This is a genomic window from Jeotgalibaca ciconiae, assembly GCF_003955755.1.
Taxonomy (GTDB): domain Bacteria; phylum Bacillota; class Bacilli; order Lactobacillales; family Aerococcaceae; genus Jeotgalibaca; species Jeotgalibaca ciconiae.
On record NZ_CP034465.1, the window covers coordinates 2,281,163 to 2,301,075 of the forward strand.

16 protein-coding genes are annotated in these 19,913 nt (G+C 36.5%); 10 read left to right on the forward strand and 6 right to left on the reverse strand.

All coding sequences use genetic code 11. The annotated features are described in order from the left end of the window. Positions 1-9: 9 nt before the first annotated feature. A complete protein-coding gene (locus tag EJN90_RS10605; RefSeq protein ID WP_126111057.1) occupies positions 10-705 on the reverse strand; it encodes a DsbA family protein in 696 nt (231 codons plus the stop codon). Positions 706-1,060: 355 nt separating this feature from the next. Further along, complete coding sequence (locus tag EJN90_RS10610; RefSeq protein WP_126111059.1) at positions 1,061-1,642, reverse strand: CYTH domain-containing protein; 582 nt, start codon at positions 1,640-1,642, stop codon at positions 1,061-1,063. Between the two features lie 191 nt (positions 1,643-1,833). Between EJN90_RS10610 and EJN90_RS10615 the strand changes: the two genes are divergently transcribed. The 5 genes from EJN90_RS10615 to mgtE all read left to right on the forward strand — a co-directional run bounded on the left by EJN90_RS10615 (position 1,834) and on the right by mgtE (position 6,717). After that, positions 1,834-2,475: a GTP pyrophosphokinase gene (locus EJN90_RS10615; protein WP_126111061.1), complete on the forward strand. Its 642-nt coding sequence runs from the start codon at positions 1,834-1,836 to the stop codon at positions 2,473-2,475. Between the two features lie 11 nt (positions 2,476-2,486). After that, complete coding sequence (locus tag EJN90_RS10620; RefSeq protein ID WP_126111063.1) at positions 2,487-3,308, forward strand: NAD kinase; 822 nt, start codon at positions 2,487-2,489, stop codon at positions 3,306-3,308. A 22-nt stretch (positions 3,309-3,330) separates the two neighbouring features. Next, the gene (locus EJN90_RS10625; protein ID WP_164544067.1) at positions 3,331-4,287 is read left to right on the forward strand and encodes a phosphoglycerate dehydrogenase; all 957 of its coding nucleotides are present in this window, start codon (positions 3,331-3,333) and stop codon (positions 4,285-4,287) included. Between the two features lie 143 nt (positions 4,288-4,430). Continuing rightward, the gene (locus EJN90_RS10630) at positions 4,431-5,342 is read left to right on the forward strand and encodes an RluA family pseudouridine synthase (protein WP_174919281.1); all 912 of its coding nucleotides are present in this window, start codon (positions 4,431-4,433) and stop codon (positions 5,340-5,342) included. Position 5,343: 1 nt separating this feature from the next. Next, on the forward strand, positions 5,344-6,717 hold the full coding sequence (gene mgtE / locus EJN90_RS10635; RefSeq protein ID WP_126111067.1) for a magnesium transporter: 1,374 nt from the start codon (positions 5,344-5,346) through the stop codon (positions 6,715-6,717). A 69-nt stretch (positions 6,718-6,786) separates the two neighbouring features. On the opposite strand, the gene EJN90_RS10640 is transcribed toward mgtE, so the two are convergent. Further along, on the reverse strand, positions 6,787-8,112 hold the full coding sequence (locus EJN90_RS10640) for an IS3 family transposase (RefSeq protein ID WP_126111069.1): 1,326 nt from the start codon (positions 8,110-8,112) through the stop codon (positions 6,787-6,789). 491 nt (positions 8,113-8,603) lie between these two features. Continuing rightward, positions 8,604-9,041 carry a GNAT family N-acetyltransferase gene (locus EJN90_RS10645; protein ID WP_126111071.1) on the reverse strand — a complete coding sequence of 146 codons (438 nt, stop codon included), beginning with the start codon at positions 9,039-9,041 and terminating at the stop codon, positions 8,604-8,606. Positions 9,042-9,295: 254 nt separating this feature from the next. Between EJN90_RS10645 and EJN90_RS10650 the strand changes: the two genes are divergently transcribed. From EJN90_RS10650 to EJN90_RS10660, 3 genes are all read left to right on the forward strand, one after another. Beyond that, positions 9,296-10,708, forward strand: a complete 1,413-nt coding sequence (locus tag EJN90_RS10650) for an FAD-dependent oxidoreductase (RefSeq protein ID WP_126111073.1) — start codon at positions 9,296-9,298, stop codon at positions 10,706-10,708. A gap of 419 nt (positions 10,709-11,127) precedes the next feature. After that, the gene (locus EJN90_RS10655; protein ID WP_126111075.1) at positions 11,128-12,495 is read left to right on the forward strand and encodes a hemolysin family protein; all 1,368 of its coding nucleotides are present in this window, start codon (positions 11,128-11,130) and stop codon (positions 12,493-12,495) included. Positions 12,496-13,060: 565 nt separating this feature from the next. Beyond that, positions 13,061-14,638 carry a peptide chain release factor 3 gene (locus EJN90_RS10660; protein WP_126111077.1) on the forward strand — a complete coding sequence of 526 codons (1,578 nt, stop codon included), beginning with the start codon at positions 13,061-13,063 and terminating at the stop codon, positions 14,636-14,638. Positions 14,639-14,719: 81 nt separating this feature from the next. On the opposite strand, the gene EJN90_RS10665 is transcribed toward EJN90_RS10660, so the two are convergent. Together EJN90_RS10665 and EJN90_RS10670 are read right to left on the reverse strand one after the other, a co-directional pair. After that, positions 14,720-15,013, reverse strand: coding sequence for a DUF1827 family protein (locus EJN90_RS10665; protein ID WP_126111079.1), 294 nt, complete (start codon positions 15,011-15,013; stop codon positions 14,720-14,722). Positions 15,014-15,220: 207 nt separating this feature from the next. Further along, the gene (locus EJN90_RS10670; RefSeq protein WP_126111081.1) at positions 15,221-17,416 is read right to left on the reverse strand and encodes an ATP-dependent Clp protease ATP-binding subunit; all 2,196 of its coding nucleotides are present in this window, start codon (positions 17,414-17,416) and stop codon (positions 15,221-15,223) included. A 435-nt stretch (positions 17,417-17,851) separates the two neighbouring features. Here EJN90_RS10670 and EJN90_RS10675 point away from each other — a divergent pair, with 435 nt between their 5' ends. Both EJN90_RS10675 and ptsP read left to right on the forward strand, forming a co-directional pair. Continuing rightward, positions 17,852-18,118: a phosphocarrier protein HPr gene (locus EJN90_RS10675; RefSeq protein WP_126111083.1), complete on the forward strand. Its 267-nt coding sequence runs from the start codon at positions 17,852-17,854 to the stop codon at positions 18,116-18,118. Continuing rightward, complete coding sequence (gene ptsP / locus EJN90_RS10680) at positions 18,118-19,848, forward strand: phosphoenolpyruvate--protein phosphotransferase (protein ID WP_126112439.1); 1,731 nt, start codon at positions 18,118-18,120, stop codon at positions 19,846-19,848. Before EJN90_RS10675 ends, ptsP begins: the two co-directional genes overlap by 1 nt. The last annotated feature ends 65 nt before the right edge of the window (positions 19,849-19,913 follow it).

The window sequence follows — 19,913 nt, forward strand, 5'->3', positions numbered from 1 at the left end:
GGATTTTTCTTATTTTATAATTGTCAGGTAGTCTTTACCAATTGCTCGTACGTTGTCTTTTTGAAGGATTTCATTATTTTTTTTGTTTTTAACATTGGAATGTCCGAAAGCCTCTTCGATTAAATCATATGAGAAGACATCCTCTAACAATACTCCATAGTGTTGATTTAAATTATCGAAAATTACCAGTGAAGGAGTCCGCATAATGTTCATTTCTTGGGCAATTTGTTGGTCAGATTCATAGCTGTTTTTTACAAAATCAGAAGCTTTATCTTCAAAAAACATATCCACATCAAGTCTTGCGCCTTTAGCAACCTTAACTAGTAATTCATCACTGTACTCAATTGGATGACTGGTAAGTTCTTTTTGAAGAAGCAACAGAAAATTTCTTCCACGCTTTTTCCCTTGCATTAAAGCAGCTTTGTAAGCTAAACATGCATCATAAATAGTATGATATATCTGGTTACGCAGCTGTAAATTATTTGAGGGTAAATTTAATCTTTTCATATATTGAGAAACAGTGTTGAAATTATGAAACGTAATGAATCGAAAATGAATTTTGATATGATCCATATCTTCGATAAATTTCAATACTTCTTGTTCTGCTTGATAACATTTTAATCCAATTGGATTAACGAAAAGGTATACTTCATAAATTTTAGGCGAAGAAGAGAGAGAATGAATAGTGTTCTGGTTTCTGTACATAATATCCCTTCTTATCACTGTATTTGAGTGGGACGCTCCTATCACTGGGGAGGGAGTCCCTTCATAGAATAACAAAAATACGCTAATTATTACAATAATCTGACCTCCTAAAGAATTAAGAAGTCAGATTACTATCTTCGTTTATTAATTACTATTATACCTTTATAAATAAACATTTGTAAAATAACTTGCTTATCTATTTTATCAATGGAAAATAAATGTTCACATTTCTGTCAAAAGAAGAAGAAAGCTTTTATAGAATGCTTATAAAACAAAAAAATAAAATCTAAACGAAAATTATGAATAAAAACTTTTGTTTAAATGAAAAAGCCGAGTGGTATACTCGACTTTTATTTTAGCTATTTGGATATTGAAGTGCACGCTCTATTTTTTGAGTTGTTTTTCTCTTTTTGATGTGATGTTTTTCTAAAAACTTTTCAAATAGAAGGAGTCCTTTTTCTAAGTCATCCGTTTCAAATTCTAATTCATAATCTTTTTGATCCTGATAATAACTTTTGTCTAAAAAGTACACACCGCCTTCGCCAGGAAAGCTGTGGCGGACAGTAGAGAGTTGGCCGACAGGTTCTAATGATTCAACGGGTACATTCTCTTCTAAAAGTTTTGAAGCGATATGGCTTTCAAATTTTATTTTCCCTTCATTGATGAGTTGGTTTGCTTCATCAAGTGTGAGAGAATCGGTTACCTCCAGTTGTTCATTTTCTTGAATGGGTACTTTTAAGGTTTGTTCTCCATAACTCTCATAAACACGAACTCGAAGTCCCATATTTAATGATTGTAGTAATTTATTTTTCGTATCATAATAAGTGTTTGTTTGATGGATTGCTTCTGACTCCTCTAGTTGGAAATCAAGAAGTAATTGTTCGTATTCTTCTTTTGTAAGAAGGTTTTTAAATTCTTTTTCAATTTGTAAGTTCATGACAGCTTCGTCCTTTCTATTAAGGTATTTACAGGCTGTAGTGTTCCTTCTTTCAATATATCATACTATTCAAGATTAGGTAAAAAAATTAACTCTTCAAAAAAGTTCATACAATGTTCCGTTTCAGGAACAAGGCTTCTTATGTTAAAATACTTATGATAGTCAAAAACTTGAAAATAAGGTGTTTAACTATGGAAAATGGACTTGTAACCGACTGGGATTCCTTTCTAGCTCCGTATGAACAAGCAGTTGAGGAATTAAAAGTTAAATTAAAAAGTATTCGAAAACAATATCGTGATAACAATGCTCACGCGCCCATTGAATTTATTACGGGTAGAGTAAAAACGAAAGAAAGCATCTTAGAAAAAGCAGAAGTCAGAAACATTGATTTGAATCGTCTGGAAGAGGATGTTCAAGATATTGCCGGCATTCGAATTATGTGTCAGTTTGTCGATGATATACATGAAGTGGTTAAATTATTACGTGCGAGAAATGACTTTAAAATTATCATTGAGCGTGATTACATCACCAATAAGAAAGAGAGCGGATATCGTTCGTACCACTTAGTAATCGAATATCCGGTTCAGCGAATCATGGAAGAAAAAGTAATTTTGTGTGAAATACAAATTCGAACGTTAGCCATGAATTTTTGGGCGACAATTGAACACACACTGAACTACAAATATAAAGGGGAGTACCCTGAAGAGTTACACACTCGCCTCATCCGCGCTGCAGAAGCAGCCTTTCTTTTAGACAATGAAATGTCGGAAATTCGGGAAGAGATTAAAGAAGCACAGTTTTATTTTAGTGATAAGAAGAAGAATATCAATTAGAGGGTGTTAGTATGAGGATCGCGTTGGTCAATAATAATAAGCCTGTATCCATCAAATTGGCAGAAGAGTTTCTATCGAAAATAAAAGCTACAGGGATAGCGATTGACGATGAAAATCCTGATTTAGTGGTTACTATTGGTGGAGATGGGACCTTGCTATCGGCTTTTCATAAATACCAGCATCTGTTAAGCACTGTTCGTTTCGTAGGAGTTCACACTGGGCACTTAGGATTTTACACAGACTGGCGAGATTATGAGATTGAAGATTTGATAGAAAGTTTAAAGCATGATAAGGGGGAAAGCGTCAGCTACCCCTTGTTAGATGTTCGGGTAAGCTATAATAATGGGGAAGAAAGCGATCGTTTTATTGCTTTAAATGAAGCCGTGTTAAAAAAAGTGGACGGTACAATGGTCTGTGAAATTTTTGTAAAAGAAGAGTTATTTGAAACCTTTCGTGGAGATGGAATTTGTGTATCTACGCCGACTGGTTCAACAGGTATCAGTAAATCCTTAGGAGGAGCAGTGATCCATCCGCGAACAGAAGCCATCCAATTAACAGAAATGGCTTCTGTTAATAATCGGGTATATCGGACGCTTAGCTCTCCCATGATTATCGCTAAAGATGAATGGATTGTTGTAAAACCGATCGAAGAGCACGGCTTAATTTTTACAGTTGATCATCTTACTTTCAGAGATAAGAAAATTGATCAGCTAATCTATCGTATCGCGAAAGAACGTGTCCATTTTGCACGTTATCGGCACATGCATTTTTGGAATCGTGTCGAAAATGCTTTTATCGGAATCGCAAATAACCATAAGCAGGATAGAAAATAGATGAGAAGAAAGGGTGATTATTTTGTCGAAGAAAAACAAGTTACTTTTAAATAGAGAATTAAAAGAGCAACAAATTCAACGAATAAAAGAATTATTACCAGAGTTTGAAGTCTATACTGAATTGAATGATGAATCGGTTTTAAAAGACATTGAAGTTGTCATTCATTGGACACCTGAGATGGGTAAGTTTTGGGAAGAAGGGAAATTACCGCAGCTGAAATGGGTACAAGCAATTTCTGCCGGCGTTAATTATCTTCCTCAAGAATCTTTTCGTGAAAAAGAAGTAATTTTGACCAATGCTTCTGGAATCCATCAACATACAATTAGCGAACATATTATAGGTGTTTTGCTTTATCATGCACGAGCGTTTGATCAAGTAATCAAAAACCAAAAGAATAAGAAATGGGAGCAAGATCTAACGATACAAGAACTTCGAGACAAAACTTTGATGATTTTTGGTATAGGGAATATTGGTCGCAGACTCGCTACAATAGCGCAAGCTTTCGGTATGAAAACAGTTGGTGTAAATACGAGTGGTCATCAAGTTTCTGAAGTGGACGAAACTGTTGCGCAAGATCAATGCGAAGAGGTCTTGAAGAAAGCTGATTATGTTGTAAATATCTTACCAGAAACAAAAGAAACAATAAACTTTTTTGACAAAGAACGTTTTTCTCAAATGAAAGAGGGAGTAGCTTTTGTAAATGTTGGTAGAGGAAGTTCGGTTGATGTAGCTGCGCTGACAGAGGCGCTTGATAATGGAACAGTTTCCTTTGCCGCGTTGGATGTGTTTGAGAAGGAACCCCTTGAAGAGGACAGCCCGCTCTGGAACCATAAAAAAGTATTGATTACACCCCATGTTTCAGGATTAGTAGAACATTTTCGTGATGAGCTATTTTCTGTTATAGAACCAAACGTGGAAGCATTTGTAAATGATGGAAAACCGTCAGTGAATGTGGTAGACTACGATAAAAGTTACTAGTTTTTGTTTGAATAAGTTACTTAAAACCTGCAGAAGTTTCGCAGGTTTTATTTCTTTTAGAACTGTTGGGAACAACGGCAGGAACTGTCGAACTTTTCAAAAAATCGTTAGAATAATTGAAAAATAGAAGCGGAGTTACAGAAGTGATTTATGAATGGAATTATATGGAAGAACAACCCATCTTATTAAGAACGTTTTTAAGAAACCAAGGAGTATCAAAGCGCCTTTTAGCAAAAATCAAATTTCACGGGGGGAAGATTTGTTTAAATGGTGTAGAAGAAAATGTATTGGTACATCTGAAAATGGGGGATCACATACGTATTACAGTCCCCGATGAAGGAGAACATGAAACGACAACACCCGTCGATATACCAATTACGATTGTTTATGAAGATGAGCATTTGTTAATCGTAGATAAGCCGGCGGGAGTTGCATCGATACCGTCGAGAAAAAATCCACACTTATCAATGGCAAATCGGGTAAAAGGATATTATCAAAGGCAGAAATACGCTGATCAAGTTATTCATATTGTAACCCGCTTAGATCGAGATACGACCGGTTTGATGCTTTTTGCAAAAAATCGTTATACCCATGCCTTATTCGACCAGCAATTACGCGCAAAAAAAGTAAATCGATTTTATTATGCACTTACTTCCATTACTGCGAACTTAAATGAAGAACATGGATTTATTGAAGCACCTATTGGAAGAACGGATGATTCCATCATTACTCGTGAAGTTCGTGAAGAAGGAAAAGAAGCATTGACGGAATATTGGAAAGAAGAAGTGTTTGCACAAGGGCAGCTCTTTCGTATTCAACTGCATACCGGAAGAACACACCAAATACGTGTGCATTTCACACATGTTGGAGCACCATTGATTGGAGACACGCTTTATGGTGGAGAAGTAGATTCAATTGTTAAGCGCCAAGCTTTGCATTGTAAAGAATTATCTTTTATTCATCCATTTACAAAAGAAGAAATGAAATTTGAAACAGGTTTTCCGAATGACTTTCAGGAGTGGATAAAAAACCAACGTTTGAAAGAAGGTAGATAGAATGAATGAACCTCAGTACGAATTTGATCTTGAGCTTGAAACCGAACATATTCGAGCAATCTTGAATACAGACAATTTGGAGACCTTTCGTGAGTTGTTTTTGAATTATCCCTTATATGACCAAGCGCAATTGTATCGAAACTTATCCCCAGATAATCGGTTAAAAATATATAACTATTTATCTCCAAAAGAAATGTCTGATATGTTTGAGATTTTGGAAGAAGATGTAGAATCAGTCGATACGTATATACTTGAAATGAATAAGCAGTATGCCGCCGATATGTTAGCGAACATGTATACGGATAATGCTGTCGATATGCTGAAACAATTAGAACCAGAAATGATCCCTAAATATCTACGCTTAATGGATGATGAACAAGCAGCACATTTACGTGAAGTATTAGTCTATGAAGATGCCACTGCGGGTGCGATCATGACCACTGAGTTTATTGCTATAAAGGCAAATCAAACGGTTCGTTCTGCTATGGCGATATTAAAAAGTAAGGCGGCTGAAGCGGAAACGATTTATTATATTTATGTCATTGATAGTAAAGAGCAATTAGTGGGAGTTATCTCTCTGCGTGACTTGATTATTTCCCATGAAGATAAAATGATTTATGAAATAATGAGTGATCGGATTATTCGAATTAATGTTGATGAAGACCAGGCAGATGTCGCTCGTGTTGCTCGTGATTACGATTTACTGGCACTTCCTGTAGTCGACGATAACAATATTTTGTTAGGTATTATAACGGTCGATGATATCTTAGATGTTATGCACGAAGAAGCAACGAGTGATTACTCTGGTTTGGCTGCAGTTGACGTGGAAGAAACGACAATGAATCCCTTTCGAGCAGCATCTAAACGATTGCCATGGCTCATTACGCTGTTATTTTTGGGAATGGGGACTTCCACATTGATAAGCAGATATGAGGGATTGATATCGAATGCAGCGGTTCTATCTGTCTTTGTTACTTTGATTACAGGAACGGCAGGGAATGCTGGAACACAATCGTTGGCTGTTGCTGTTAGGAAAATTGGTCTGCCAGACACTGAAAAACGTACGTGGTTTTCGGTTGTTATGCAAGAAACATTAACAGGCCTTATTTCCGGTCTGATTACTGGACTAACAATAACCATTGTTGTCGGAATCTGGCAAAAGAACTTTATTTTAGGCAGTATCATTGGCTTTTCTATGTTGGCGGCAATTACAGTTGCTAATCTTGCGGGCAGTCTTATACCTATCTTGATGGACAAAATCGGTTTTGATCCCGCTGTAGCAAGTGGTCCATTTATTTCTACATTTAGTGACTTAACCAGTGTCTTAATTTACTTTAACATTGCAAAAAACTTCTTGGATATGCTTACTCAATAATGAAACCCACTAACCTGGATTTATGTTGTCTGAAATGGACCCTGTGTCAAGGACATTAAAAAAAAGACCTTATGCAACACCCGATAAAAATTGCTCCCTGTAATGAACAGGAGGCAATTTTTTTAGGTTCCATTGTCCGCGTTCATTATTATAGTAGTCTATGTAATCATCTACTATTGCTCGTAACTCTTCTAAATGGACACAACTTTTATACTCCATTTCATCTTTCAAATGACCAAAGAACGACTCTTGAGGAGCGTTGTCCCAACAATTACCTCTTCTAGACATGGACTGTCCTAAGTCATTATCCGCCAACTTCTTATGGAATTTAGGACTCGTATAGTGCACGCCCTGATCTGAATGGATAAAGGCATCTTTGTGTAACGTTGCGCCGTGGGCGCTCATTAATACATCAATGGTAGTTAATGAGATAGCTAGTTTTAGGTTATCAGATACATAGTGAGCGAGTATCTCTTTCGTCGTGCCGTCTTTAATGGTCGACAAATAACCCATAAATCCATTGGCTCCAGGTAAATAAGTGATATCAGTTAAGAGAACTTTATGAGCTATTCCTTGGACAAATTGACGCTCCAATTTATTCTCAACAGTGTGGTGTTCTTTGGTAGCTTTCGCCATTCTCTTATAGGGGTTCGCTTTACGAATGGGGCAGAAAATATGAAATTTCCTCATCAAGCGCTGGACCTTTTTACGATTGACTGTCATTCCTAGAATATTCTTGAAATACATGACAATACTACGAGAGCCTTTCTTGTAACCACGGTAGCTATAGGCGTTTTCAATTTGGATTCTCCAAGCTTGATCTTCCTCTTCTCGTACGTTTCTCTGGGCTAAGCCCTTTAAATAATTGTAATAACCTGAGCGAGAAACCTCCAGCGTTTCACATGCATCTATAATCGTTCCTGTGTATGAACCATCTGTTTTCATTCTATGGATTCTTGCGAAGGTTTCACTAGTCTTTTCGCTGTTTTCTAGCCTCCTTTCGCTCCATTCTGATTTTTTTAACAATTCATTTTCCTGCTCTAATAATGAAATTTTAGCTTGTAACTTTTCAATTTGTTGTTCAGGTGTTCGTTCAGTCTTTCGCGGTCTGCCTGAACGGTTTTGTCGAGTGTCTTTCAATGCCAAAACACCATTATCACGATATCTTTTTCGCCATTTCTTAGCGAATGCTTTTATCCGGCTTTCACCAAGCATTTCCGGATCAAATCCTGCTTCAATAAATATTTGTTTAGCCGTTTTTGAATCCAATGATTCTGAAACAAAATGGCGTTTGAATTCATCGGAATAAGTAATGCTTTTCTCTGATACATTTTTAACGTACGGATTTCTTCTCAAAACTCGAATTTGTTCCGATGTAAAAATTAACTTTGACATTTAGCGGCTCCTTTCTGCACGTAGTGCAGTTAATATGAATTGTGGTTTAATGAATGGAGCAATACTACTTCAATTCAAACGTTAACGTATTTTCCTCTATTCATAAGTATACAAAAACAAACCCTATAGAAGGGCACTTTTTTTAGTGTCCATTCTATAGGGTCCATTTTAGTCTCAGGGTAGTGGGTTTTTCTAATCTAGAATAGAACTATTTCGGTAATCTCATCTAGTGGACAGCGTGGGTGGCCCTCACTAAATGAGATAAACACTGATTCTCGTCTAGTGGAAACTTGAGCATGACTCACTAGATGAGATTCACTGTTATTATCATCCAGTAAACGCTAGAAAGATTCCCACTAGATGAAATTATACAGAAACATCATCTTGCACGCCTCGCTGCAAGATGATGCATACCATTTAATCAACCAGCTGAAGCAGGAAGTCTGCCGAAAATTTTCTTGTACTCGTACAAAGCAAAATTGGCCGCTTTTCTAATCTAATATTTTTATCATGTCGTGATGCAGGATTCCTGCTTCTGAATATTCTTCACTATTGATCGTATATCCTAGCCGATCATAGAAAGGAAGAGCATGGTTCTGGGCTCCTAAAACAATGCTTGTCGCATCCTTCTCTCTTGCAATTCTTTCTAGCTCCAACATAAGATATTTTCCGTAATGTTTTCCACGTTCTTTTTTTAGTACAGCGACTCTTTGAACTTTGTATTGATTCGTTTCTAATGGAAGCAGCCGTGCTGTTACAACTGCCTTCTCTTTCTTATATCCAACAACATGAATACATCGTTCTTCTTTATCGTCAATTTCAATATCAGGGGAGACGTTCTGTTCCTCAATAAAAACAATCCTCCTTATTTGAAGAGAATCTTCATATATAGGGGATGAGATTGTCATTGTATTTTTAAATAGCAGCATATAATATCTCCTTTCAAGTGTTGGTTATTTTATGGTACCAGTAGTTAGAAAATTAAGAAACAGTAAATTTGAAATGTTTTTTTGAAAATCTGATGCATTTTAGTTGCAAAAGGAAATAATAAGAGTAGAATCTATATGTGGCAGACAAAAGACTAGTTGTTTGTGCAAAAATTCATTTAACTAAAAGACAATCGAAGTGTGCTTTCGATGTCTTTTGTTCGAAATAGAACAATTCATATTTAGGAGGAAACACAATGAAAATCGCAGTTGTGGGTTGTACACATGCTGGTACATCAGCAGTTAAAACTATATTATCTGAAAATCCAACCGCAGAGGTAACGGTATACGAAAGAAATGACAATGTGTCGTTCTTATCATGTGGGATTGCACTATATGTAGGTGGAGTTGTTAAAGATCCAGCAGGTTTATTCTATTCAAATCCGGACGAATTAAAATCCATGGGTGCAGATGTTCGTATGGAACATAACGTTACAAATATCGATGTTAATAAAAAGACGCTTTCTGTAGAAAACCTAAAAACAGGTGAGTTTTTCGATGATTCTTATGATAAATTAGTACTTACAACAGGTTCTTGGCCAATCATTCCTCCAATTCCAGGAATTGAGAGCAAGAATGTTGTTTTATGTAAAAACTATAATCAAGCAAAAGAGATTATTGCTCGTAAAACAGATAAGAAAAAAATTACAGTTGTTGGTGGAGGCTACATTGGTATTGAATTAGTAGAAGCCTTTGCAAATGATAACAAAGAAGTTACTTTGGTTGATGGATTAGATCGCGTATTGAATAAATATCTAGATCATGAATTTACTTCTGTTCTTGAAGAAGAAATTAAAAATCACAATGTAAAAATCCAACTGAATGAAATGGTTCAAGGATTCACTGACAATGAAGCTGGAGATATGACTACTGTTGTAACAAGCGGTGGTGAATATGAATCAGAATTAGTAATCTTGTGTGTCGGCTTTAAACCAAGCACGGAACTAGTTAAAGATCAAGTTGACATGATGCCAAATGGTGCAATCATTGTTGATGACTATATGCGTACAAGCGCACCGGATGTTTTTGCTGCTGGAGATAGTTGTGCAGTGAACTACAATCCAACAGGTGGTCATGCATATATTCCATTAGCAACAAATGCAGTTCGTATGGGATTCTTGGTTGGTAAAAACATTGATGGACCAAAAGTTAAATACCGTGGTACACAATCTACTTCTGGATTACATTTATTCGGATTCAATATCGGTTCTACTGGTGTGACTGATTCAAGTGCAAAAGCATTTGGTTTGGAAACAAGTTCAGTACTATTCGAAGATTTCTATCGTCCAGAATTCATGCCAACAAATGAAAAAATCTTAATGAAACTTGTTTATGAAAAAGATACATTACGTATTGTGGGTGGACAAGTAATGTCTAAGTATGACGTTACACAATCTGCTAATACACTTTCTTTAGCAATCCAAGCTCGTATGACAATTGAAGATTTAGCTCTAGTTGACTTCTTCTTCCAACCTCATTTTGACCGTCCTTGGAACTATTTGAATCTAGTTGCGCAAAAAGCATTAGAACAAGAAAACATGATCAGTAAAGTAGATGTTGAGAGTTTCGATGCAGCAGCAGAACATGCTGAAAAAACAGTAAGTGAATAATTAAAAAGTGGGAACGAATCGGGATGATACTGATTCGTTCTTTTTCTGCTTCGGTATTTCTTCCAGTCTACGAGTGGCTCCCGCGTTTCCTCACACTCTGTTTTAAATGTGTTCGAAAACGCAGCCACTCTATGACTTCAGAAATTCCTGTGAGGTGTAAACACCTCTTCGGTATTTCTTCCAGTCTACGAGTGGCTCCCCGCGTTTCCTCACACTCTGTTTTAAATATGTTCGAAAACGCAGCAACTCTATGACTTCAGAAATTCCTGTGAGGTGTAAACACCTCTTCGGTATTTCTTCCAGTCTACGAGTGGCTCCCCGCGTTTCCTCACACTCTGTTTTAAAGTGCTTGTTTTTTTTTAGTTTTGAGGGCATAATACGATTAACAAATTATATACATTAAAGGGGAAAAATGATTTATGAATGCAGATCCTGATAGTCAGATGTTAATATGGCAAATTTTGTTAATAATCGTTCTGACATTGATTAATGCTTTTTTTGCGTCGTCTGAGATTGCTTTTGTATCTTTAAACAAAAATAAAGTTGCAAACGAAGCGATTAAAGGAGATGAAAAAGCTCGGAAAATACTCGCCTTGTTAGACAACTCAGATGATTTTTTAGCAACCATTCAAGTTGCGATTACTTTTGCGGGTTTTCTTTCGAGTGCTGCAGCTGCCAATACGTTTGCAAGCAAGTTAGAACCGCTCCTTGTTAATATACCAGGCGGAAAGCAAACGTCTATTCTGATTGTTACATTACTATTGTCCTATGTTACGCTTGTTTTTGGAGAGTTGTTACCAAAACAAATTGGCATGCAAGTTCCAGAAAAAATTGCTTATGCAGGCGCTGGATTTATTACAACCGTTCAGAAAGTTTTAAAACCTTTTATTCGGTTCTTATCTTTTTCAACAAGTCTATTACAAAAAGTAACGCCTATTAAATTTGATGAAAACCGAGACCTATATACGCGTGATGAAGTAAGTGGATTATTAGAACGAAGCAGTACGGAAGGCGCCATTGAAGCTGCTGAATTCAGTATGTTAAAAGGTGTTTTAGAAATGGATAATAAGATGGCGCGTGAAGTTATGGTGCCTCGAACAGATACGTTCATGTTGGATCTGCAAGAGAATACTTATGAAAATATCCAAAAGGCATTAAATTCACCGTATACAAGAATCCCTGTTTATGATGACGACAAAGACGATATTGTCGGGGTACTTCATTTGAAAAACTTATTAAAAGAATCTCGCCATACGCCTTTAGAAGAAATTAATTTAAGAAAAATATTGAATGCGCCGTTGTTTGTTCCAGAAACCATATCAACAGATGAATTAATGTCTTTTCTGAAAAAGAGTCATAACCAACTTGCGATTCTATATGACGAGTATGGCGGTGTAGTTGGGATTGCTACATTAGAAGATATATTAGAGGAAATCGTGGGAGACATTGCCGATGAGTACGATGAAAAATATGTATTGATCGAAAAAATTAGAGAAGGCTACTATGAAGTAGATGGGGTAACACCGATTTATCGCTTCAATGATTTTTTCAATACAAATATCGAAACTGCGTTAGTGGATACCATTGCTGGTTATGTATTAACGGAATTAGGTGATTTCCCTGTGGATGGTGAAATCAAGAGTATTGAAATGGAAGGAATGCGGTTATCAGCACTTGAATTTGATAATCGTCGCCTTGCAAAGATTGGGGTAGAGTATTTAAAAAATACGCCTCGTACCATACAAGATCGGTTAGTTGTAGAGGATATACCAAAACAAACCAATTAGAATAATATGTCAAAAAAATCTGGCGTCCGTTATGGAAGCTAGATTTTTTGTAGAGTAGAATAAGTTTTTTGCCATCAATGTCTGGCGATTCAAGCCTGTCTCAAAGAAATTAGATGAATTGTACCCATTGTGCACTTTTCTATAAGAGTTTTGGTTTACCAATATGGATATTTTTATAGAAACAGATGTTCAAATAGAATTTGGGGGCTGAACATCTTTATTTTTTAAAAATACTGATGTTCAATAGGAAATTTCCCCCTGAACAACGTTAATCTAAAAAAATAAAGACATTCAGCTTGAAAAAGGAGCTTGAACGTCTTTATTTTTGAGAATCCCAGACCGAGGTGTTCTAATAAATGAAATTCCCTTACTTGTTAGATAGGCAACTTTCCGATATAATAACAAAGGCAAGTTTTGAGAGACGTTTTAATATACTGACTCATTTATATTCAATATATTTAAAGTGAAAAGAGTGAATGATAAGGAAATTGGAGAAAGTAAGCATACGACCTTGATACAATAAAAGATTCATATTTATGATGTTAAGGAATAGAAAGGATTAATTATGAAACAAACAATCGCAGATAAAGTTAAAACAAGAAAAACTTTTGCAATTATCTCCCATCCGGATGCGGGGAAGACAACCATAACAGAACAGTTATTGCTTTTTGGGGGAGCTATCCGTCAAGCAGGGACTGTTAAAGGGAAAAAATCAGGAAAATTTGCTAAATCAGACTGGATGGAAATCGAAAAGCAACGTGGAATCTCTGTAACTAGTTCGGTGATGCAAGTTGATTACGATGGTTTGCAAATCAATATTTTGGATACTCCTGGTCATGAGGACTTTTCAGAAGACACTTATCGTACATTAATGGCAGTAGACAGTGCAGTCATGGTTATTGACAGCGGGAAAGGTATTGAACCTCAGACGAAAAAACTTTTTAAAGTTTGTCGTATGAGAGGAATTCCCATCTTTACATTTATTAACAAATTGGACCGTGATGGGAGAGAACCATTGGATTTAATTACAGAATTGGAAGAAGTATTAGAAATCGATGCTTATCCAATGAATTGGCCAATGGGAATGGGAAAAGGCTTCTTAGGTATTTACGATATCTATAATAATCGCGTTGAGCTTACTCACCCTGAACAAAATGGTGGCAATGATTTCTTACCTATTAATGAAGATGGTGCAATCGATGGTGACTTTGAAATAACAAAGTCAAGTACTTACACGCAAGCGATGGAAGATGTTCTTTTGTTGAAAGAAGCAGGGAATGAGTTTTCTGAAGAGGCGATCGCAAAGGGAGAATTGACACCAGTATTCTTTGGGTCAGCGTTAACAGGCTTTGGAGTACACACTTTCTTGGATGCTTACATTGATTTTGCTCCAAGTCCAAGTGCTCATAAAACAGAGTCAGGTGAAATCGTTGAACCAGGAAAAGAAGAATTATCTGGTTTTGTATTTAAAATTCAAGCAAACATGAACCCAGCTCACCGAGATCGAATTGCATTTGTTCGAATTTGTTCAGGCGAGTTTGAGCCGGGGATGGATGTCATTGTCAATCGTACAAGCAAAAAGATGAAGCTGGCTCATACGACACAATTTATGGCTGATTCAAGAGAGAATGTAAAGAGTGCAGTAGCTGGAGATATCATTGGACTTTATGATACCGGTAATTTGCAAATTGGGGATACCATTTATGAAGGAAAAGAGCCTCTTCAATTTGAAGCGTTGCCTCAATTTACTCCAGAATTATTCATGAAGGTAACTCCTAAAAATGTAATGAAGCAAAAGTCCTTCTACAAAGGGATTCAACAATTGGTTCAAGAAGGAGCCATTCAGCTTTATAAAACGTATCATACAGAAGAGTTTATTCTTGGAGCAGTGGGGCAACTGCAATTTGAAGTATTTGAATATCGTTTGAAAAATGAATATAATTCTGAAGTGGAAATGACACCAATGGGTTCGAAAATTGCTCGTTGGATTGATGAAGAGGATTTAGATGTAAATATGTCTTCAAGTCGTAATTTACTCTGCAAGGATCGTTTTGATCATCCTGTCTTCTTGTTTGAAAATCAATTTGCGATGAGATGGTTCGAAGATAAATATCCAGATATTCATCTGACTGCATTACTGTAAAAAATAAGTTCACTTTAAATCTATACACAATAAAAAAGGACCGAGAATATAAATCTCGGTCCTTTTTTATATCCGCACAAATTAAAATGCGTCTTGTTGTTCCTTAATGTATGATAGTTCAACAAAGTTATGTCCGGGCATCACTTCAACATCATCAACTGTTAATTGTAAAAGTTTATTTAAAACAAAAACTATTTCATTTTGTTTTACTCGTCGATTACGATTTAGTAAAATGATATCTTCGTGTGTCGGGGCGCCAGTATAGATGACCGTCGTTTGTCCTAATGAAAAGACTTTAACAATTGAAGCATCTGTGTTGGCAAGTTGTTCACGAACTAAGTCAAAATGGCTATTGGTTACATCAATTAATTTCATGTGACACACCCCTCACTTAGTTAGATTTTGTTATTAAAACTATTATAAACCTTTTCATAAAATTATAAAAGAGCAATACCTCATTCGATTGAATCAAAAATTAAGAAAAGGAAATGAAAGCTTGCTAATATAGGAAAAAGGGCGGAATTTAATTCCACCCTTTTTTCCTTTTTTGAAATTAACAGGAAGTTCATATCAAAAAAAGTTTTATTCTATTGTAGCATTTTGTGCTTCTTGAACGACTATTTCATTTTGGTCATTTACATCAAAGGAAATATTTTTTATTTCTGGGTTGTCTAAGTAATAATCTGCTACTCGATCCTCAATTTGCTCTTGGATCACTCGACGAAGCGGACGAGCTCCCATAGACGGATTGTAACCAATTTCAACCAGTTTTTCTTTAGCAGACTCACTGATGCTAACACTGATTTCTTTATCGGAAAGGATTCGATTCACATCGTCTAACATTAATGACAAGATTGATGTTAGATTTTCTTTCGACAAGGAGTTGAATTCGACGATTGCATCGAATCGGTTAATGAATTCCGGTTTAAAGTAATCACTCAAACGATGGATGACTGATTTTGCTTCTCCAGAAAGGGAGGCAGCGAAACCGACACTTGCTTCTTGAGATCCTGTACCAGCGTTACTTGTCATAATAATGATTGTATCTTTAAAGCTGACAGAACGGCCTTGGGAATCCGTTAAACGTCCATCTTCCAAAATTTGTAAGAATAGGTGCATCACATCTGGATGGGCTTTTTCGACTTCATCAAGTAAAACGATGCTGTAAGGGTTTCTTCTGACCCGTTCTGTTAATTGACCAGCTTCCTCGTAGCCGACATATCCCGGAGGTGAACCGATTAATTTAGAGACAGCGTGTTTTTCCATATACTCACTCATGTCAAAGCGTATGATTGCATCTTCTGTACCGAACATTTCAGTTGCCAATTGTTTTGCCAATTCTGTTTTTCCTACACCAGTAGGGCCAACGAATAAGAATGATCCAATTGGGCGATTCTTACGGGCAAAGCCTACTCGATTTCTGCGAATCGCTTTTGCTACTTTATCAACTGCTTCGTCTTGTCCAATCACATGTGCTTTTAAATCTTTATCTAGGTTACGCAACTGCTCTTGTTCTTTTTCAAGCAAATCTCCAACTGGGATATTTGTTTTGATTTCAATAATATTTTGTATGTCTTTTTCAGTAATTGTATTATCTTGACCAGAAGCCTCTGGATTATTTTTCATGCTTTTTAGATTGGTAATTTGATCACGGTAATAAGCTGCTTTTTCGTAATCTTCTGCGTGAAGGGCAGCTTGTTTTTCTTTTTCAGCTGTTTCCATTCTTTCATCAATTTCTTTTGGATCGACAATTTTTAATGAAAGGTTCTTTTTTGAACCTGATTCATCAAGTAAATCGATTGCTTTGTCGGGTAAGAAACGATCTTGGATATAGCGATGAGATAATGTGACGGCTGCTTCCAATGCCTTGTCAGAGTATTTTACTTTATGGTAATCTTCATACTTTCCGCGAAGGCCTTGTAAAATAATCAAGGTTTGTTCCGGAGTAGGTTCGTTGACACGAACCGGCTGGAAGCGTCGTTCCAAAGCAGGGTCCTTTTCAATTTTTCGGTATTCGTTAAGAGTTGTAGCACCGATTAATTGTAATTCACCACGAGCTAGAGCTGGTTTTAGAATATTACCAGCATCCATGCTTCCTTCAGCGCTCCCTGCACCAACGATTTCATGGATTTCATCAATAAAGAGAACGATATTTTTGTTTTCTCTTACTTCATCCATTAGTTGCTGCATACGTTCTTCAAATTGCCCCCGAATCCCTGTTCCTTGTACGAGAGAAACAACATCTAAACGGATTACTTCTTTATCTAATAATTTTTGAGGGACATCTCCATCAACGATTTTTTGAGCTAAACCTTCAACAACTGCGGTTTTACCAACACCTGCTTCTCCGGTTAATACTGGATTATTTTTGTTACGACGATTTAAAATCTCGATGACGCGAGCAATTTCACTATCTCGTCCGATAACCGGATCGACAGCACCTTGCCTAGCTAATTCAGTCAAGTTAATACCGAATTGGTCTAATAATCCGCCGCCTCGATTTCCACCCTGTCCTTGGTTCGGACGAGGAGCACCTTCTTGTGGGTTTTGCCCGCGACCTTGACTTGGCATTTGACGGAAGAACTGTTCTAAGTCTTCCATATTAAATGGGTTGTTCCCAGAAGTGGATCCAAAAAATCCCATCCCACGGTTTTTATTTTGAGATGCATTCCATTGTTGATAGCAGTTTTGACATAGGTCAATTTTTTGTGTTTGACCATTCAAACTCGCATACAAATGAATGGATGCGTCATTTTTTCCACAGTTCATACATTTCATGGGTTAACATCCTTTCGTAATATAGTTCGTAAATATCTTCATCATTCTTAATCAAGGTTTCTCGACCTTGTGACTCTATTATACATTGACCAATTTTGACTTTCAAGTTTTTTTGCTTAATATATGGAACCATTGTGGATAATAATTTTCAACTGAGCATCAAAGTAAAGAGAAGTTTCCCTATTATTCTAAAAAAATTCGCGTACTTTAACAGATTGCTCATGAAAATAAAATAAAACCCTGTGTTTTTCTCACTAAAATGTAAACATTAATAGAAAAAGCTTGAAAATAGTTGTTCTTATTGAGAAAAAATGGTAATCTTATTCTATGAAAGGGTTATATTTCCAGTTTTTTTTATTTTGCTCATTTTTTTCAAGCTGCTTAATAAAATACTGGTAATTATCCTATAAATTCATAAAAAAGGGGATTAACATAATGGAGAAAAAAGACTTTCATATCACTGCTGAAACAGGGATTCATGCAAGACCTGCTACTTTACTTGTACAAACAGCAAGTAAATTTAATTCTGATATCAACCTTGAATACAAAGGTAAATCTGTTAACTTGAAATCAATTATGGGCGTTATGTCTCTTGGTGTAGGCCAAGGTGCAAATGTAACCATTTCTATTGAAGGACAAGATGAAACAGAAGCTATGGCTGGTATCGTTGAGACACTTAAAAAAGAAGGGTTAGCTGAATGATGAAAAACCGTTTAATGGGAATTGCTGCTAGTGATGGTATCGCGATCGGCAAGGCCTATCTTTTAACGGAACCTGACTTAACCTTTGAGAAAAAAACAATAGAAAATCCAGAAAGCGAAATTTCTCGCCTTCTGGATTCTTTTGAGAATGCCAAAGGCGAAGTTCAAGCAATCCGTGACCATGTAGCTGTTGCTGTCGGAGAAGAAGAGGCACAAGTTTTTGATGCTCATGTAATGGTTCTGTCAGATCCAGAAATGTTAGATACAATAAAATCAAATATCACCGATAATAAAATTAACGCTGAACAAGCACTTGCGGATGTATCAAGTATGTTCATTGGCATGTTTGAAGCAATGGAAGATAATCCATATATGCAAGAACGTGCAGCAGATATTCGTGATGTTACTGAACGTGTTATGGGGCACTTGCTAGGTGTTAAAATACCGAGTCCTTCAACGATTAAAGAAGAAGTCGTTATTGTCGCAAAAGATTTAACACCAAGTGATACAGCTCAATTAAATCGTCAATATGTAAAAGGTTTTGTTACAGACATCGGCGGACGTACTTCCCACTCTGCAATCATGGCTCGTTCGTTAGAAATTCCTGCAGTAGTAGGAACGAAAACAATTACAGAGCTTGTTGACGATGGGGTAATGGTCATCATTGATGGACTGGAAGGAAACATTATTGTAGATCCAGATGAAGACACGCTATCTGAATACGAAGGAAAACGTGCGGCATTTGAAACACAAAAAGAAGAATGGCGTAAGCTGAAAGATGCAGAAACTGTCACAAAAGATGGTAAACATGTTGAACTTGCAGCAAACATCGGAACTCCTAAAGATCTTACTGGAGTAAATGAAAATGGCGCAGAAGCAATCGGCTTATACCGTACAGAATTCCTTTATATGGATTCTGAACAGTTCCCGACAGAAGAAGAGCAATTTATTGCTTATAAAACAGTTCTTGAAGGAATGAATGGTAAAGCTGTTGTTGTTCGTACAATGGATATTGGTGGAGATAAAGAACTTCCTTATCTTCAATTGCCTGAAGAAATGAATCCATTCTTGGGTTATCGTGCAATTCGTATCTGTTTAGCTGAACCAGAAATGTTCCGTACACAACTTCGAGCATTATTACGTGCTTCCGTTTATGGAAAATTGCGTATTATGTTCCCAATGATTGCTACTTTAAATGAATTTAGAGCAGCAAAACAAATGTTGGAAGAAGAAAAAGAAAAACTTGTTGCAGAAGGACAATCGGTTTCTGATGATATTGAAGTAGGAATCATGATTGAAATTCCAGCTGCAGCAGTATTAGCGCACCAATTCGCAAAAGAAGTTGACTTCTTTAGTGTTGGTACAAACGACTTGATTCAATACACAATGGCTGCTGACCGTATGAATGAGCAAGTGTCATACTTGTATCAACCATATAACCCAGCTATTCTAACTTTACTGAAACATGTAATTGATTCTGCTCATGCTGAAGGTAAATGGGTTGGAATGTGTGGAGAAATGGCTGGAGATCAAACCGCTGTACCATTGTTATTAGGACTTGGTTTAGATGAATTCTCCATGAGTGCATCAAGTATCCTGAAAACAAGAAGCTTGCTTGCAAAACTAGACTCAACAGAAATGGAAGCTCTTGCTGGTAAAGCAATCAATGAGTGTTCAACGGTTGAAGAAGTTATTGAATTAGTTGCTGAATTAACAAATTCATTAAATTAAAAGGGTGGAGGCTGGACTTTTTGTCTAGCCCCTTTTTTATAGACTAGGGGATTATAAGTTCAGCC

What these genes read in the sequence shown, in the direction of transcription:
- ptsP (WP_126112439.1), top strand. Translation starts at nt 18,118, where the DNA reads ATGAAAAACCGTTTAATGGGAATTGCTGCTAGTGATGGTATCGCGATC.
- EJN90_RS10670 (WP_126111081.1), bottom strand. Translation starts at nt 17,416, where the DNA reads ATGAAATGTATGAACTGTGGAAAAAATGACGCATCCATTCATTTGTAT.
- EJN90_RS10605 (WP_126111057.1), bottom strand. Translation starts at nt 705, where the DNA reads ATGTACAGAAACCAGAACACTATTCATTCTCTCTCTTCTTCGCCTAAA.
- EJN90_RS10660 (WP_126111077.1), top strand. Translation starts at nt 13,061, where the DNA reads ATGAAACAAACAATCGCAGATAAAGTTAAAACAAGAAAAACTTTTGCA.
- EJN90_RS10650 (WP_126111073.1), top strand. Translation starts at nt 9,296, where the DNA reads ATGAAAATCGCAGTTGTGGGTTGTACACATGCTGGTACATCAGCAGTT.
- EJN90_RS10675 (WP_126111083.1), top strand. Translation starts at nt 17,852, where the DNA reads ATGGAGAAAAAAGACTTTCATATCACTGCTGAAACAGGGATTCATGCA.
- EJN90_RS10620 (WP_126111063.1), top strand. Translation starts at nt 2,487, where the DNA reads ATGAGGATCGCGTTGGTCAATAATAATAAGCCTGTATCCATCAAATTG.
- EJN90_RS10610 (WP_126111059.1), bottom strand. Translation starts at nt 1,642, where the DNA reads ATGAACTTACAAATTGAAAAAGAATTTAAAAACCTTCTTACAAAAGAA.
- EJN90_RS10615 (WP_126111061.1), top strand. Translation starts at nt 1,834, where the DNA reads ATGGAAAATGGACTTGTAACCGACTGGGATTCCTTTCTAGCTCCGTAT.
- EJN90_RS10640 (WP_126111069.1), bottom strand. Translation starts at nt 8,112, where the DNA reads ATGTCAAAGTTAATTTTTACATCGGAACAAATTCGAGTTTTGAGAAGA.
- EJN90_RS10655 (WP_126111075.1), top strand. Translation starts at nt 11,128, where the DNA reads ATGAATGCAGATCCTGATAGTCAGATGTTAATATGGCAAATTTTGTTA.
- mgtE (WP_126111067.1), top strand. Translation starts at nt 5,344, where the DNA reads ATGAATGAACCTCAGTACGAATTTGATCTTGAGCTTGAAACCGAACAT.
- EJN90_RS10645 (WP_126111071.1), bottom strand. Translation starts at nt 9,041, where the DNA reads ATGCTGCTATTTAAAAATACAATGACAATCTCATCCCCTATATATGAA.
- EJN90_RS10665 (WP_126111079.1), bottom strand. Translation starts at nt 15,013, where the DNA reads ATGAAATTAATTGATGTAACCAATAGCCATTTTGACTTAGTTCGTGAA.